General features: G+C 52.2%; 17 protein-coding genes. 3 read left to right on the forward strand and 14 right to left on the reverse strand.

Annotated elements, in window-relative coordinates; translation table 11 throughout:
* Positions 1-423 (reverse strand): OsmC family protein, encoded by a 423-nt coding sequence (locus LGT44_RS04065; protein ID WP_145466358.1) that lies wholly within the window; start codon positions 421-423, stop codon positions 1-3.
* Between the two features lie 184 nt (positions 424-607).
* Here LGT44_RS04065 and crp point away from each other — a divergent pair, with 184 nt between their 5' ends.
* Together crp and LGT44_RS04075 are read left to right on the forward strand one after the other, a co-directional pair.
* Entirely contained in the window at positions 608-1246 is a 639-nt protein-coding gene (gene crp / locus LGT44_RS04070) for a cAMP-activated global transcriptional regulator CRP (protein WP_145466359.1), read from the forward strand.
* 92 nt (positions 1247-1338) lie between these two features.
* Positions 1339-2886, forward strand: coding sequence for a DUF3369 domain-containing protein (locus LGT44_RS04075; protein ID WP_145466360.1), 1548 nt, complete (start codon positions 1339-1341; stop codon positions 2884-2886).
* A 79-nt stretch (positions 2887-2965) separates the two neighbouring features.
* Here LGT44_RS04075 and trpC read toward each other — a convergent pair whose 3' ends face one another.
* The 6 genes from trpC to LGT44_RS04105 all read right to left on the reverse strand — a co-directional run bounded on the left by trpC (position 2966) and on the right by LGT44_RS04105 (position 8435).
* The gene (trpC, locus tag LGT44_RS04080) at positions 2966-3766 is read right to left on the reverse strand and encodes an indole-3-glycerol phosphate synthase TrpC (protein WP_230330594.1); all 801 of its coding nucleotides are present in this window, start codon (positions 3764-3766) and stop codon (positions 2966-2968) included.
* Positions 3767-3769: 3 nt separating this feature from the next.
* Positions 3770-4816, reverse strand: coding sequence for an anthranilate phosphoribosyltransferase (gene trpD / locus LGT44_RS04085; RefSeq protein ID WP_225693098.1), 1047 nt, complete (start codon positions 4814-4816; stop codon positions 3770-3772).
* A gap of 32 nt (positions 4817-4848) precedes the next feature.
* Positions 4849-5436 carry an anthranilate synthase component II gene (locus LGT44_RS04090; RefSeq protein ID WP_145466363.1) on the reverse strand — a complete coding sequence of 196 codons (588 nt, stop codon included), beginning with the start codon at positions 5434-5436 and terminating at the stop codon, positions 4849-4851.
* 49 nt (positions 5437-5485) lie between these two features.
* Positions 5486-6970 carry an anthranilate synthase component I gene (trpE, locus tag LGT44_RS04095; RefSeq protein ID WP_230330593.1) on the reverse strand — a complete coding sequence of 495 codons (1485 nt, stop codon included), beginning with the start codon at positions 6968-6970 and terminating at the stop codon, positions 5486-5488.
* Between the two features lie 226 nt (positions 6971-7196).
* Positions 7197-7868 (reverse strand): HAD family hydrolase, encoded by a 672-nt coding sequence (locus LGT44_RS04100; RefSeq protein WP_145466365.1) that lies wholly within the window; start codon positions 7866-7868, stop codon positions 7197-7199.
* Between the two features lie 42 nt (positions 7869-7910).
* Positions 7911-8435: an opioid growth factor receptor-related protein gene (locus LGT44_RS04105; RefSeq protein WP_145466366.1), complete on the reverse strand. Its 525-nt coding sequence runs from the start codon at positions 8433-8435 to the stop codon at positions 7911-7913.
* Between the two features lie 208 nt (positions 8436-8643).
* On the opposite strand from LGT44_RS04105, the gene LGT44_RS04110 reads away from it, so the two are divergent.
* On the forward strand, positions 8644-9003 hold the full coding sequence (locus tag LGT44_RS04110) for an HPF/RaiA family ribosome-associated protein (protein ID WP_145466367.1): 360 nt from the start codon (positions 8644-8646) through the stop codon (positions 9001-9003).
* 67 nt (positions 9004-9070) lie between these two features.
* On the opposite strand, the gene LGT44_RS04115 is transcribed toward LGT44_RS04110, so the two are convergent.
* The 7 genes from LGT44_RS04115 to bioB form a co-directional block, all read right to left on the reverse strand.
* On the reverse strand, positions 9071-9658 hold the full coding sequence (locus LGT44_RS04115) for a TetR/AcrR family transcriptional regulator (protein ID WP_145466368.1): 588 nt from the start codon (positions 9656-9658) through the stop codon (positions 9071-9073).
* A gap of 107 nt (positions 9659-9765) precedes the next feature.
* Positions 9766-10359 (reverse strand): TetR/AcrR family transcriptional regulator, encoded by a 594-nt coding sequence (locus LGT44_RS04120; protein WP_230330592.1) that lies wholly within the window; start codon positions 10357-10359, stop codon positions 9766-9768.
* A gap of 96 nt (positions 10360-10455) precedes the next feature.
* The gene (locus tag LGT44_RS04125; protein WP_145466370.1) at positions 10456-12252 is read right to left on the reverse strand and encodes an acyl-CoA dehydrogenase C-terminal domain-containing protein; all 1797 of its coding nucleotides are present in this window, start codon (positions 12250-12252) and stop codon (positions 10456-10458) included.
* A gap of 173 nt (positions 12253-12425) precedes the next feature.
* Complete coding sequence (locus LGT44_RS04130; protein ID WP_145466371.1) at positions 12426-14231, reverse strand: acyl-CoA dehydrogenase C-terminal domain-containing protein; 1806 nt, start codon at positions 14229-14231, stop codon at positions 12426-12428.
* A 231-nt stretch (positions 14232-14462) separates the two neighbouring features.
* Positions 14463-15332, reverse strand: a complete 870-nt coding sequence (locus tag LGT44_RS04135) for a putative metalloprotease CJM1_0395 family protein (RefSeq protein WP_230330591.1) — start codon at positions 15330-15332, stop codon at positions 14463-14465.
* A gap of 80 nt (positions 15333-15412) precedes the next feature.
* The gene (locus tag LGT44_RS04140; RefSeq protein WP_145466373.1) at positions 15413-15664 is read right to left on the reverse strand and encodes a hypothetical protein; all 252 of its coding nucleotides are present in this window, start codon (positions 15662-15664) and stop codon (positions 15413-15415) included.
* Positions 15665-15766: 102 nt separating this feature from the next.
* Positions 15767-16825, reverse strand: a complete 1059-nt coding sequence (gene bioB / locus LGT44_RS04145; RefSeq protein ID WP_230330590.1) for a biotin synthase BioB — start codon at positions 16823-16825, stop codon at positions 15767-15769.

Raw genomic sequence — 16825 nt, forward strand, 5'->3', positions numbered from 1 at the left:
TTACTCAGATTCAATCACAGCGAAACTGTGAGTGATTTCAACACCACCCTGCTCCAGCATAATGGAAGCCGAGCAATACTTTTCTGCTGACAGCTTCACTGCCCGCTCTACTGCCGACTCTTTAAGAGCGCGGCCGGTCACCTTGAAGTGCACGTGAATTTTGGTAAAAACACTGGGCACGGCATCAGCACGTTCAGCTTCAATTTCAGCAACGCAGTCACTGACCGCCAGACGCTGTTTGGTCAGAATGCTCATCACATCAAAGCTGGTACAACCACCCAGCCCCAGCAGCAGCATTTCCATCGGGCGGATACCCATGTTGCGACCACCGTGATCTGCAGGGCCATCCATAACAACGGCGTGACCGCTGCCGGATTCACCAAGAAACATGGCATTATCAACCCATTTAACCGTTGCTTTCATTCTGGCCTCTGAGGTCTGACTGGAAAAAACGCGGAGATTACCATACCCGGGGGGCGGGGATAAATCGTAAGAGGCCAAAAAAGCCCGATAGACAGCCAAAGAGGCCGTCGCGGCATAACAGTTCACCTTCGACGGCTAATGAGTGATAATCGGAGGTCGATTACACGGAATCGGATGCCCGAGCATGAGCCTTCCCCACGCGCCATCGAAACACCAACATCTTTTCGACTTCCTGTCGCATTGCCACAAGAGGCGTTACCCTGCCCGCTCGACACTGATTTATGCCGGTGAAGAGAGCGACACCCTGTTTTACCTGATGAAAGGCTCTGTCACCGTCATTATTGAAGATAGTGACGGTCGCGAAATGATCATGGCCTACCTGAACGAAGGCGACTTTTTTGGCGAGATGGGCCTGTTTGACGATCAGCAACCACCCCGTACCGCCTGGGTAAAAGCCAAGACCGAGTGCGAGGTCGCTGAGATCAGTTACGCCAAATTCCAGGAACTGGTCAAACAAGACCCACAGCTGATGTTCCATATTTTCCGCCAGATGGCCAATCGCCTCAGCCGCACAACGCGCAAAGCCGGCGATCTGGCCTTCCTCGATGTGACCGGCCGGGTAGCAGGTACCCTGCTCGACCTGTGCAAACAACCGGACGCTATGACCCATCCGGATGGCATGCAGATCAAAATCACCCGCCAGGAAATCGGCCGCATTGTTGGCTGCTCGCGCGAAATGGTAGGCCGGGTTCTTAAAGATCTTGAAGAACAGGGGCTGGTTTCCGTTAAGGGTAAAACCATGGTGGTATTCGGCACCCGCTGATTGACCGGCGGATGAAGAAAAAACCACCCGCGGCAGCGAATCCCGCCACCCTGTTCTAAACTCAGTTAATTACTCATGTTACGGAGCCGGTTATGGCCGACGATTCCCTTTTTGCCGACGATGACCTCTTCAGTGAGGACAACGCCGTCAGCACTCCGGAACAGACCTGGCGCGTACTGGTGGCCGATGATGAACCCGATGTGCACCGTATTACCCGTATGGTGCTGTCCGGATTTCAGTTTGACGGCCGCCGGGTAGAACTACTCAGCGCTTACAGCGGCGAAGAAACCCGCCAGATCATGGCCGAACACGATGATATCGCCATGGTTCTGCTTGATGTGGTGATGGAAGAAGACCACGCCGGTCTTAACGTTGCCCGCTACATCCGCGAAGAATTGCGTAACCGCTACACCCGTATTGTGCTGCGTACCGGACAACCGGGTCAGGCTCCGGAACACGAAGTTATCCGCACCTACGACATCAACGACTACAAAGACAAAACCGAGCTGACCACCACCAAGCTCAATACCCTGATGTACGCCACCCTGCGCAGCTATCGCGATATCTGCACACTGAATGAACACCGCCGCGGTCTGGAGCGGGTTATCAAAGCCTCAGCTCAGGTATTCAGCACCGGCGCTATCAGCCAGTTTGCTTCGGCGGTTTTATCCCAGGTCACCAACCTGCTTGGTCTGGAACAAAGCGCCCTGTACTGCTCCAGCAGCAACCATCAGGATCAGCTGCTCGGTGTCCGCCGCTTCCGCGTACTCGCCGCCACCGGAGAGATGCAGAAGCTGACCGATCTGGAATCCTTCGACAGCATTCCCGAGCATGTGCGCGAAGGCTTTGAAAAAGCCATGAACAGCCGTGAAAGCCAGTATTACGAAAACTACTATATTGGCTATTTTGCTTCCGAACGTGGCAGCGAAAGCCTGCTGTACGTGACTTACCACCGCGAACCTTCAGAACTAGATAAGCAGTTACTGGAAATTTACGCCACCAATGTCGCCATCACTTACGAAAACCTGTTAATGCGCGACGAAATCATCGAAACCCAGCGCGAGCTGGTATACATGCTGGGTGAGGCGGTTGAGAAACGATCAAAAGAAACCGGCGCCCACGTTAAACGCGTTGCTCAGATTTCACGTTTGCTGGCCGTTGCTTATGGCCTGCCGGAGCAGGAAGCAGAACTGATCAAGATGGCGGCACCACTGCACGATGTCGGCAAAATTGCTATCCCCGACAGTATTCTGAATAAACCCGGAAAACACGATGCCGCGGAATGGAATACCATGCAGACCCATGCCCAGATCGGCGCTGATATTCTGAGTAAATCTGACCGCCGCATTCTGCAGCTGGCCGCTATTATTGCTGGTCAGCATCATGAGCGCTGGGACGGTACCGGCTACCCGCGCGGTTTAAAAGGCGAGCAGATTCATATTGCCGGACGCATTACCGCGCTGGCCGACGTATTTGACGCCCTTGGCAGCAAACGCTGCTACAAAGAGCCCTGGGACGATAAAGATATAATCGACCTTATAACAAAAGAATCAGGGCATCAGTTTGACCCGAAACTGGTTGAGCTGCTGCTGGCCAATCTTGATGAAGTTCTGGAAATTCGCGCTAACCATCCGGATTAATGTCTGCGAAACGATACAAAAAAACCGGCAACTGCCGGTTTTTTTTATGTCTGACGGTATTACAGCCTCTGCGGACTTATCAGAAAAACAAAGCCTGCAATGCATCACCCGGCTCATCAGCGCGCATAAAGGCTTCGCCGACCAGAAATGCATTCACATTACGCGCACGCATCAGCGCCACATCATCCGGCGTCAGAATGCCGCTTTCGGTTACCAGTAATTTACCGTCCGGTATCTTGTCCAGCAGCCCGAATGTCGTATCCAGCGTCAGCTCAAAGGTATGCAGATTGCGGTTATTAATACCCAGCAGCGGAGTCTGCATAGTCAGCGCCGTCTGCAGTTCTTCTTCATCATGCACTTCGACCAGTACATCCATACCCAGCTCATGGGCAATGCCTTCCAGATCCTGTAACTGCATTTTGCTCAGCGCTGACACGATCAGCAGTACGCAGTCAGCGTTAATGCTGCGCGCTTCATAAATCTGATAAGGATCGACCAGAAAATCTTTACGGATAACCGGTAAAGAACAGGCACTGCGCGCTGCTTTAAGAAAATCCTCATGCCCCTGAAAATAATCACGATCGGTCAGTACCGATAAACACGCTGCTCCGGCGCGCTCATAAGACTCAGCAATCGCCTGTGGTACAAAGTTTTCACGCAGCACACCTTTAGATGGTGAAGCTTTTTTAATTTCGGCAATAACCGCAGGCAAGCCCGCATCGACCTTGGCCTGCATGGCGCGATAAAAGCCGCGTAACTCTGCAGCATCCATATCCAGAGCCTGCGCTTTCAGTTCATTCAGCGGTAATGTTTTACTGCGGCTACGGACTTCTTCTGCCTTGGTTGCCAGAATTTTTTTCAGAATGGTTGGAGTATTCATGATTTATTTCGCTTCATCTTCGGCCAGATACTTGGAGAAGCTGACCAGTTCATTCAATTTTTCCAGCGCCAGGCCGGTGTAGATAGCATCCTGAGCCATCGCCACACCGTCTTTCATACTTTGCGACAGACCTGCGACATAAATTGCAGCGCCGGCATTTAATGCCAGAATATCCGCCGCTTTATTACCGGCCGCAGTTTCCCGCTTACCGAGAGCATCTTTGATTAAAGCCAGACTCGCCGCCGGACTGTCGACATCCAGTCCGGACAACACCTGAGGCTCAATCCCTAAATCTTCGGGGCGGATAATAAATTCGCGCAACTCACCATTTTTTAATTCGCAGGCGTAGGTTTCCGTCGCCAGACTGATTTCATCCAGCCCGTCTTTGGAATGGACCACCAACACATGACCACCGTTCATACGCTGCAGTACTTCCGCCACCGGGCGCACCAGTGCTTTGGAAAACACGCCAATAACCTGATTGGTAACACCAGCCGGATTGGTCATTGGTCCGAGGATATTAAAGATGGTGCGCATTCCCAATGATTTACGCGGCCCAATCGCATGTTTCATCGCACTGTGATGAGATGGTGCAAACATAAAGCCCACCCCCAGCTCATCAATACAGCGCGCAACCTGCGCCGCGGTTAAATTAAGATTAACGCCAGCGGCTTCCAGTAAATCAGCGCTGCCGGATTTGGACGACACGCCACGATTACCATGTTTGGCAACGGTACCACCTGCCGCCGCGACAATAAAAGACGAGGCAGTTGAAACGTTAAATAAGTTAGCGCCATCACCACCGGTGCCGACAATATCAACCGCGTGTATGGCGTTGATTTTCACACCGCTGGCCAGCTCACGCATCACGGTAACTGCACCGACAATTTCATCAATGCTTTCGCTCTTCATGCGTAAAGCAACCAGAAAACCACCAATCTGTGCTTCATCACACTGGCCGGTCATAATCTGGCGCATAACATCGGTCATCTCACCGGTGGTTAAATCCTGACGTTCAACAACACGGGCCAGGGCGGTACGGATATCCATTATTTATCTCCAGTCAATGGCGCTTGCCGTTGTCAGTTCAGGGTCATCTGCAGGAAATTTTTCAGCAGATCATGCCCGTGCTCAGTAAGAATAGATTCTGGATGGAACTGCACACCTTCAATCGGTAATTCGCGGTGACGCACACCCATAATTTCTTCCATGCTACCGTCCGGATTTTCTGTCCAGGCGGTAATTTCCAGACACTCAGGCAGGTTGTGCTTATCAATCACCAGTGAATGGTAACGGGTGGCATTGTAGGGATTACTCAGGCCACGGAAAACGCCGCTGTCAGCGTGATGAATCTGAGAAATTTTTCCGTGCATCACCTGACCGGCGCGGATGATATTGCCACCGAAAACCTGACCAATACTCTGATGACCTAAACAAATTCCCAGAATCGGTAATTTACCCGCGAAGTAGCGGATAGCTTCCATGGAGATACCGGCTTCGTTTGGTGTACACGGCCCTGGAGAAATCACCAGATGATCCGGTTTTAATGCTTCAATTTCTTCAATGGTAATTTCATCGTTGCGGAACACGCGCACATCGGCACCGAGCTCGGCAAAATACTGTACGACGTTGTAGGTAAACGAATCGTAATTATCAATCATGACTAACATTGCTGTGACTCCTGCGACGCATTCTGTACGCGCCGTAATGATGCTGTGGTTACTGGTCCAGTCCGGCTTCTGCCATGGCAACGGCACGGAACATTGCCCGGCCTTTATTCATGGTTTCTTTCCATTCCAGTCGCGGAACAGAGTCCGCTACCACCCCGGCACCTGCCTGAATATTCAGCATGCCGTCTTTAATCACTGCAGTACGGATGGCAATTGCCGTGTCCATATTGCCATTCCAGCTTAAGTAACCCACGGCTCCGCCATAGACGCCGCGTTTGGTCGATTCGTATTCGTCAATAATTTCCATCGCACGGATTTTGGGTGCGCCGCTCAGTGTTCCGGCAGGATGCACCGCACGCAGAACATCCATAGCGGTTACGCCATCTTTTACCTGGCCGGTCACGTTGGAAACAATATGCATCACGTGGGAATAACGCTCGACCACCATCTGATCAGTAACCTTAACTTCACCGGTTTTGGCAACCCGGCCAACATCGTTACGGCCCAGATCAATCAGCATTAAATGCTCGGCAATTTCTTTCGGATCGGATAATAATTCCCGCTCCAGTGCCTGATCTTCTTCAACAGTTTCACCACGATAACGGGTGCCGGCAATCGGACGCACAGTTACTTCACCATCTTCGAGACGCGCCAGAATTTCCGGTGATGAACCGACCACATGAAAATCGCCCAGATTCATACAATACATATAAGGCGATGGATTCAGCGTGCGCAGCGCACGGTAAATATTGACCGGATCACCGCTGTAAGGCACCTGCATGCGCTGAGAAATAACGCACTGCATAATGTCGCCGGCCAGGATGTACTCGCGGATATTTTCAACCGCATCCATAAATTCCTGTTCGCCGAATAATGAACGGAAATCTTCTTCTTGTACTTCAACAGTATTTTCCAGTGGCCGGCCAACCGTACCGCTGTACGGCTGACGCAGTTGCTGACGCAACTCATCCAGACGCGCTTCCGCTTTGTCAAAAGCATCAGCCTCAGCTGGATCTGCCATCACAATAAGGTGCAATTTACCGCTGAGGTTATCGAATACCACCACTTCTTCGGAAATCATCAGCAGAATATCCGGTGTATTCAGCTCATCGGCAGGACAGGATTTCTGCAGGCGCGGTTCAATATAGCGCACTGTGTCATACCCGAAATAACCAACCAGCCCACCATCAAACTTAGGCAGGCCATCAATCTGAGGAACCCGGAAACGCTGCTGAAACTGGCTGATATATTCCAGCGGATCAGCCACTTCATGCTCTTCGATCACCTCGCCATCACGCTGCAGCACAACCTGCTGTCCGCGCACGATCAGCACATCACGGCAAGGCAGGCCAATCATAGAATAGCGACCCCATTTCTCGCCGCCCTGTACAGATTCCAGCAGATAGGTATAAGGCGCTGCGGCCAGTTTCAGATAAGTACTCAGAGGAGTGTCGAGGTCAGCCAATACCTGACGCGATACCGGGATACGGTTAAAACCCTGCTCAGCCAGAGCAGCAAATTGGTGCGGAGTCATAAAGAACCTTCAAGATTAATAAGCGCAAAAATACATGGCCATGCGGCCGGAAAGGTTGGCAGCTGCGCTTAACACCATCGACAGGTCAGATGCTGACCCTGTTGCAGGGGGCGGTTATATTGAAAAAACACCGCGGGGCTCCGTTGAATAATCAGGGAAGAGATAAGACTGAACTATAACGGCATGCTGGACGGGCAGCAAGAAGCAGATGCCCATCGCTGGCGGACTATTCCGCCCGCCAGTCCAGACAGGGCCAGCCGCGCTGCTGTGCGGCCAGACGTAACTGAGGATTAGGATTCAGCACCACCGGTTGCGCAACCATTTCCAGCAGCGGCATATCGGAATGGCTGTCGGTGTAAAACGCAGCATCGGTGAAACTCAGGCCTCGTTCCGTAAGAAAACGCCGTGCCAGTTCGACTTTTCCCGGACCATAGCACATGGGCCGTTCCAGTCCGGTAATGCGTTGCCCGTCGGTACTTAAACGATTGCTGATCACATGAGCAAAACCCAGAGCCTGACCATAAGCACGGGCAATCACATCATCAGAACCGGTAATCATCACCAGTTGAGCGCCCCGCTGCTGATAAGCAAACAGCAGTGATGCCGCCTGCGGATAGATATGCAGCTGGCCGCGCTCATTAAAAAAGCGCTCCACCCGGCTCTGATACTCTGCCAGGCTCATTCCACGGGTCCGGGTGCGATAATAATTAGACAGGCGCCAGTGGGTAACCCGGCCTTTTTTGTAAGCCCGATAAAGGGAAGCCAGCGCCAACATCGCCTCAACAACAGCCCAACGCTCACGACGGAAGCGCCACTTAATCCACAGACTGTTGGCATCCTTGTTGATCAGGGAATCGTCAAGATCGAAAAAGACAACAGGAACATCATAGACCTGCATTGGTGCATCCGTTTCAGCGGTAAAAACAAGTTACCCAGACTATCACAAGGGGCTGTCCAGCCCCATAGCCGCCAACCGCCAGTGAGTAACGGTCGCCGAGGAAATGGCCTGCGGATGCGCCACCGCCAATTTCTGCAGTCCCTGCCAGAATGCCGTCACATGGGCGTCCAGCCCCAATATTTTCAGGGATGCCAGCATGCGGCTGATGCGGCGGTGATTGTGATTATCGGGTGTCATCCAGTGATAATTGTCCACATCGGCGGGAATCAGTAATTCAAATCCCTGCGGCGTTTCACGCATAACAATTCCATAAAATTGCAGCATCCGTAATAAGGATTGGTGCAGGCGGCTCTGCAGATCATGGGAAGAGTGAAAGGCTTCGATAACGGCCGTATTCACCACAGGCGCTTCAGGGTTGTAGGGACTGGGATCGCGCAGAGGAAACAACCATTGAATGTAATCATGGCAGCTTTCCAGCTCATTATTGGAGAATGCCAGAATGCCACTGAGCGTGCGTCCGCGATGGTCTGTTCCCTGGCCTGAGTAGAACGCAATAATGGGGTGCATACACCTGCCTGTTATGAAAAACAATAGCGATACACTTCAGTATAGCCCTAAGTCAGGATCCGGCGTGATCGCAACTCAAGGTTACGAAATTTGTTCGAAATCGTTTGACGTTACCTGCCGCTGATGTAGTCTGAGTTAACCATCCTGAAGGAACTTCCCGACGGAAAAGCGTCCGAAGTTCCTGAGTCAATCAACAAAAGGAGCGACTATGAAAGGTTTGGAAATCAGCTTCCGCGACATCGGTCATTCTGACGCCATCGAACAGCATATCCGCGAAAAAGCCGGAAAATTAACCTCCACGTTTGACGACATTATTGGCATTCGCGCTGTCGTTGCCATGCCCCATAATCACAGCAGCAAAGGTAAACTTGCCCACGTTTCTCTGGAGGTTGGCCTGCCCGGTCAGACCGTTGCCATTACCCGCGATCACCACGACAACCCGGAGCATGAAGACATGTATCTGGCGGTCAGCGATGCATTTGAGAAAGCACAGCGTAAGGTGAAAAAGATTCACGACAAGCGCAGTGATAAAAACCGTCGCGTCACCACCATGGCTCCGGCGGAGTAAACGCAGGAAGGAATAAAAAAAGAGCCCAATGGGCTCTTTTTTATTCCTTCTCTTTCAGGCTTAAGCGTTACAGCTTGCCACTGAGTAAAACCTGCAACAGTCCTGGCCGCACAAGGTTGGCATAAAGCGCACCGATTTCTTTGGCATCCACCGGAAAACCATCTTTAACCCAGCGCACAATGACCATAAAGGATGCCCCGGCAAGAAAGTCGATCACATAATTCATCAGGCTGGTATCTTTTATCGGCAAAGAGTGAGCGCCGATATAGCGCTCCATTATGCGTCCGACATAACGCTTAAATTCGCTCAACATCAGAGCTTCAATATCTGCCTCAATCAGCAACCGGGCGAACGTGGCATTATCAGACCATTGCCGGAACATAATCTCTGCAATAATCGGATCGGCATTCGGAGACTGCGTCAGATAGGTATCAATCTGTTCATAAAACTGCATGAACATGCTTTCGATGTACCCTTTAAGCAGGTCATCCTTGGAACGGTAATGAAGGTAAAACGTCGGACGGGCAACCCCTGAACGTTCACAGATATGGGCAACTGAAATTTTGCCATAAGGTTCTTCCGCCATCAGCTCCAGCAGCGTATTCATCAGTAGCCGCCGCGAGCGTTCAACGCGCTTATCAAGATCTTTACTCATAGTATGGTCGCCACGGGTAAGGCCGTTACCCGTATTTATTATTGTATTTATGCTTCAGCATACGCCGTTGAATGTTATAGACAATCGTCTATCTGTGCCAGAACCGGTCACGACTGACGCTGCAGCATCACATTCAGAAATCCTGGCCGGCTCAACTCACTGAACAGATCTGCCAGCTTATCTGGTGGATAACGGAAGTCATTACGCACCCAGCGGTCCAGCATCATCCAGGAAGCGCCAGCCAGATAATCGATCATAAACCCCAGCTGCTCGACGTCACTGACAGCAATCTGGTGTTGGCGTACATACAGACCCAAAACCCGGGCAATGTAGTTCTGAAAGCGTTTGATCAATAAAGACTCAAGCCCCGCATTAAAGATCAGACGACTGAAGTCACGATGGCGGTCCCATTGGGCAAACAGGCGCTGACTGATATCACGATTAAGTTCCGGCGATTCCCCCACCATGCCGGCAATATCGTCATAGAATTCAGCAAATACCGTATCGACATAGTCCAGCAGCAGCTCCTCGCGGCTGCGGTAATGCTGATAAAAGGTCTGCCGTGCCAGCCCCGCATGACGGCTTATCTGCTGAACGGTAATAGAAGAGAAAGGCTGGTCAGCCATCAGCGTCAACAATGCTTTCAGCAGTTGAGCACGGGTAGGAGATTCAGCAGCAACAGCAGAAACGGATAAGGTCATAAACAACTCCCGAGGGCGGATCATGCTAACAGCGCCCGGGCCTGACCGCAAAAACGAAAAAGCCGCCCGGAGGCGGCTTTTTGCGGAGAGCAGAACTTACGCAGTCGCGAACAGTTCTTCGTCCAGTTCGAACAGTGGCTCAGAACCACCTTTAACTGCAGCACTCAGGCCAATGTAACGTGGCAGCAGACGCTTCATGTAGAAACGTGAAGTTGCCAGTTTGGCTTTGTAGAAGCCGGAAGCGTCATCTGCTTTTGGCAGAGACACAGCAGACATCTTGGCCCACATGTAAGCCAGTGCGGTGTAACCAAACACGTGCAGGTATTCAACAGAAGCCGCACCGATTTCGTTCGGGTTGTTAGCCGCTGCGTCCATAACCCACTGGGTCAGGTCGTTCAGGTTTTCCAGAGCCGCTTTCAGTGGCTCGATGAACTCAGCCATCGCTTCGTTACCGGCCTGAGAGGCGATGAACTCATTGATGTCGGCTTCGAACAGTTTGTAGAAAGCGCCGTTGTTGGCAGCGATCTTACGGCCGATCAGATCCAGAGACTGAATACCGTTGGTGCCTTCGTAGATCTGAGTGATACGGATATCACGCACATACTGCTCCTGACCCCATTCACGGATAAAGCCGTGACCACCGAATACCTGCTGACCAGCAATAGCAGATTCCAGAGCGTTGTCGGTCAGGAAAGCTTTGGCAACCGGGGTCAGCAGAGCCAGCATCGCATCAGCATGCTGCTTCTCTTCGGCATTATCAGAGAACTTGGCAATATCCAGCCACTTGGCAACGTAGGTAGAGAATGCACGACCACCTTCGTTGAAAGCACGCATGGTCATCAGCATACGGCGTACGTCCGGATGAACGATGATCGGGTCAGCGGCTTTGTCTTTAGCAACAGCACCAGTCGGAGCACGGCTCTGGATACGGTCACGGGCGTATTCAACAGCGCTCTGATAAGAGGCTTCAGCCGCACCGATGCCCTGAATACCCACACCCAGACGCTCGTAGTTCATCATGGTGAACATACAGGCCAGACCTTTGTTCTCTTCACCGACCAGCCAGCCTTTGGCGCCGTCGAAGTTCATCACACAGGTGGCAGAACCTTTAATACCCATTTTGTGCTCGATAGAACCACAAGACAGAGTATTAGCCTCACCCAGAGAACCATCTTCGTTCACCAGGAACTTAGGCACCAGGAACAGGGAGATACCTTTAGGACCGGCCGGAGCGTCAGGCAGCTTGGCCAGCACCAGGTGGATAATGTTTTCGGCCATATCATGCTCACCCCAGGTGATGAAGATCTTGGTGCCGGAAACAGCATAAGAACCGTCAGCCTGTGGTTCAGCTTTGGTACGGATAATGCCCAGATCGGTACCGGCGTGAGGCTCGGTCAGATCCATGGCACCGGCCCAAACGCCGGAGTACATATTAGGCAGATATTTTTCTTTCAGCTCCAGAGAACCGTGAGCGTTCAGAGACAAACAGGCGCCGGCAGTCAGCATTGGTGCCAAACCGAACGACATGTTCGCGCCCTGCACCATTTCTTCAACCTGACCAACCAGAGTTTTTGGCATACCCATGCCGCCGAAATCCGGGTTACCACCCAGACCGTTCAGGCCGGCATCAACGTAAGTCTGGTAAGCTTCTTTAAAACCAGGAGCCGCAGTCACAGCACCGTCTTTCCAGGTAGAACCGACTTCGTCACCGTTGCGGTTCAGCGGCGCCAGCACTTCGCTGGCAATCTTGCCGCACTCCTGCAGAATGGCATCTGCCGTTTCCGCATCAACCGCGCCCTGCAGACCAGCCAGAGAAGCCCACAGTTTGTCTGCTTCAAAAACTTCATTCAGAACAAAGCGCATATCGCGCAATGGTGCTTTGTAATCAGCCATGTTTCACCTCATGTTAGCTGTGGCTTACTGTTACCCACGCTTACAACCAGCCACCGGATAACAAAATGCCGCTATTGTACTTACTCTGACCCGCTTGCCCAGCCCAGAATACGAAAAAACCGCGCCGAGGCGCGGTTTTTACTGATGTGCCTTTTGCGAACAGGCGCTCAGACTCAGAACGCGAAGTGTTCTTCAGCCAGATCCATCAGAGTGTCTGCACCAGCAACCATGGTAGCTGCGTGAGCTTTGGTGCGTGGCAGAATGCGGGCGAAGTAGAAGCGCGCAGTAGTCAGCTTGGCTTTGTAGAACTCTTCTTCAGAAGTGCCGTTAGCCAGAGCATCCTGAGCGATTTTCGCCATACGGGCCCACAGGAAGCCCAGTACTGCGTAACCTGAGTACATCAGGTAATCAACGGATGCAGCACCAACTTCGTCGCGGTTCTTCATCGCAGACATACCGATCTTCATGGTCAGATCGCCCCACTCTTTGTTGACTTCAGTCAGAGCAGCAACCATCGGAGCCAGTTCAGCGTTGCCTTCTTCAGCCTGACAGAACTTGTGGATCTGCTTGGTGAAGTTACGCAGAGAAGCACCCTGAGTCATCAGAACTTTACGGCCCAGCAGGTCCAGAGCCTGAATACCGGTAGTACCTTCATAGATGGTAGAGATACGGGTATCACGAACGATCTGCTCCATACCCCACTCAGCGATGAAACCGTGGCCACCGAATACCTGCATACCCAGGTTAGCAGCTTCAGAACCCGCTTCAGTCAGGAAAGCTTTAGCGATCGGAGTCAGGAAGCCCAGCAGCTCATCAGCGGCTTTACGTGCTTCTTCACTCTCGCCTTTCTTAACGATGTCGTTCTGCTGTGCAGTCAGGTATACCAGCGCACGGCCACCTTCAGCGAAGGCTTTCTGAGTCAGCAGCATACGACGAACGTCAGGGTGAACGATGATCGGGTCAGCCGCTTTTTCAGGTGCTTTAGGACCAGTCAGGGAACGCATTGCCAGACGGTCTTTGGCATAAGCCAGAGCGCCCTGGAAAGAAGCTTCAGCAGCGGTAGAACCCTGCAGAGCAGTACCGATACGGGCAGTGTTCATGAAAGTGAACATGCAGTTCAGACCTTTGTTCTCAGGTCCGATCAGCCAGCCTTTGGCGCCGTCGAAGTTCATCACACAGGTAGCGTTACCGTGGATACCCATTTTGTGTTCGATAGAACCACAGATCAGGCTGTTACGCTCGCCCGGAGTACCGTCAGCGTTTGGCAGGAACTTAGGAACGATGAACAGAGAGATACCTTTGGTACCTTCTGGTGCACCTGGCAGACGAGCCAGAACGATGTGGACAATGTTGCCCGCCATGTCGTGCTCACCGGCAGAGATAAAGATTTTGCTACCAGTGATGGCGTAAGAACCGTCAGCGTTTGGCTCAGCTTTGGTTTTCAGGATCCCCAGGTCAGAACCACAGTGGGATTCGGTCAGACACATGGTACCGGTCCACTCACCTGAAACCAGCTTGGTCAGGTAAGTTTCTTTCTGCTCAGGAGTACCGTGCAGTTCGATGGTGTTCATCGCACCATGAGACAGACCTGGGTACATACCCCATGACCAGTTAGAAGAACCAACCATCTCAGACATAACAATGCCCAGAGACTCTGGCAGGCCCTGGCCGCCGTGATTTTCTTCATGAGCCAGTGAAGGCCAGCCGCCTTCAACGTACTTGGCATAAGCTTCTTTGAAGCCGGTCGGAGTAGTAACAGAACCGTCGTCATGACGGGTACAGCCTTCGAGGTCACCAACGCGATTCAGCGGAGCCAGTTCCTGTTCGCAGAATTTAGCGCCTTCGCTGATGATGGCATCAACCATGTCAGGAGTAGCAACTTCAGCGTAAGCCGGCAGGCTGGCATAGTGGCTTGGCATATCCAACAGTTCGTCCATGACGAACTTAATTTCACGCAGGGGAGCCTTATAATCTGGCATAGGAAAGACCTCGTAGCCTGTTATGTTCTTGCAGCAATAAGCTGCTGTTGAGTTTAGGGTAGTATGACACTACCAATTCAAACAAGTGTTTGAAACATACGTTCGCCACCGGTTAATGTCAACCCCATGGGCACGCTTCCCCCAGAAATGGCAGGTAAAAGCTTAGTCCGTCAGGCCATATTCGAGGCGAAAAAAAACCGGCAACCGCCGGTTTGACCATAAAAACAGGCTTCAGACCACATCGTTCAGCAATTGGCCGGCACTGACAGGCTGGGGCAGGCTTATCTGCAGCAGCACTTCGTTAATCTTCCGCAGCCGGGCATTATGCTCAGCAAAGCGCTCAGCTGCTGAAATCTGCTCTTCGTCCTTCAGCTTTTTGTCCGCCTTTTCCTGCTTCTTATGAGCTTCATCCATTTCAGCGCGGGATTTTTCCTGCTCGCTCTTCACCTTTTCAAGTTCAGCGGCCCGAACTTCACGCTGCTGCTCTGATAATTCATTCAGTGCCTGAGCGGCAATCTGACCAGCCTGGGCAGCAACTTGCCGGTCCTGAGAGGAGGGTTCAGCCGGAGCCAGCGCGGCACGCTGCACCTGCTCCATTTTGGTAAGGGTTGCAGCCGGATCGTTAGCTACTTTACTCACATCAACCGGTACCTCGCCGCCAACGGCATAGCGTACGCCATCCGGTCCCTGCTGATAGGTGAAGTTAGCGCTGCCTGCATAACTGCCGCCGGTACTGGCATGAGCCTGCTCGTGGGCACGTACTTCCTGATCACGCTGCTTCAGTTCACGAATCTGCTGTAACTCAGCATCGGCCAATGCCTGATCCTGTTCGTTGCGCTGCGCTCTGCTGGCGATAACCTGTTCTTCCGCCGAACGGCGCTGTTGTGCATCCTCCACCTGTGGTTCTGCTTCCTCTGCGGAGTCCTGATTTAACGGAGGTGTAGTGATATCTGCGTTACGGCGCGGACGGGAATATATCTCAGCGGACGTTTGCGACTTACGCATCCCTGCATCGGTAGCAGCTGCACTAAGGGACACCTCTTCAACCGGAGCAAAAACGGTGGAAGCTGCATTTTCTCCTTCTTTTGCCAATATCTGCACAGCCGCACTTCCGCTGGGAAGCGCGCTGCTCAGAGTGGGCGATGAAGTAGGAGAAACTTGCATGATTAGGTTCTCAGCTCTCAGGCCTGAGTATCAATCAGGGTGCCAAGCTGCTTATCCGCAGCTTCAAGTACTTTGCTGCCAGCCGCAACCGTTTCTTCACCCTGCTTCAGATCAGTCATCGCGGAGGAAAGATTGCCAACACCCTCAACCGGGCGACTGGTGGTAGCATCCACGACATCCTGAGCGGCACGCTTGACCTGAGCATTACCCTGATCGACGGCATATGCCCCCGAAGTAAATGCCGAGCCTGTAGTTGATCCTATGTTCATAAGCACCTCGCGATGGTTTTAGGGCTATTGATCACAATTTAACCAATATCCACATTTTTTACCAGCACCATGGCACCAGACCATTAGACGGATTCGTTATATTCAGACCCGAACGGCATTATAAAATAACACTTGTTCATCAGAATTAGGCGTCACCAGTAAGGCTTCCAGCGACTCTGGTTCACGAGTCACCCGGTGCTCGCTGTTAATACCCAGCTTACGGAACAGAGCCTGATCTTTATTTGCCTCCGGATTAGGGGTAGTAAGTAAACACTCACCGTAAAATATAGAATTGGCACCGGCAAAGAAGCACATTGCCTGCATTTCTTCACTCATCTGTTCGCGGCCCGCACTGAGGCGTACGTGGGAGGCTGGCATCATAATCCGTGCTGCGGCGATCACCCGGACAAAGTCCAGCGGATCGAGATCCTGCTCACTTTCAAGCGGTGTACCGGCAACTTTCACCAGCTGGTTGATGGGCACTGAATCCGGCTGCGTTGGCAGATTCGCCAGCTGCACCAGCAATCCTGCACGATCCTGAGTACTCTCCCCCATCCCCAAAATTCCGCCGGAGCAGACTTTCATTCCGGCATTACGCACGTTCGCGAGTGTACCGAGACGATCGCTGTAGGTACGGGTAGTGATAATTTCGCCATAGTACTCCGGCGAGGTATCCAGGTTATGGTTGTAATAATCCAGCCCTGCAGCCGCCAGTTGCTGTGATTGCTCTTCATCCAGCATGCCCAGAGTCATGCAGGTTTCCAACCCAAGTTCTTTGACCCCCTTAACCATCGCCAACACATAGGGCATATCCTTCTTGCGCGGCGAACGCCAGGCAGCTCCCATACAAAAACGATCGGAGCCGGCAGCCTTTGCGGCTTTGGCCTTTTCAATAACCGCCTGAACCTCCAGCAGTTTCTCTTTTTCAAGACCGGTATCATAGCGTGCGCTTTGCGGACAATAAGCACAATCTTCCGGGCAGGCGCCGGTTTTAATCGACAATAAAGTGCTGACCTGAACCTCATTGGGATTGAAATGGCGCCGGTGAATCGTCTGCGCACGAAATAACAGCTCATTAAAAGGCAGGCTCAGCAATGCCTGAGCTTCATCTACCGTCCAGTTGTGACGGATATCCTGCGCTTTTTCAGCCGACAGACTCAT

The sequence above is a fragment of the Thalassolituus alkanivorans genome, from assembly GCF_020447205.1.
GTDB classification, from domain to species: Bacteria; Pseudomonadota; Gammaproteobacteria; order Pseudomonadales; family Oceanobacteraceae; genus Venatoribacter; species Venatoribacter alkanivorans.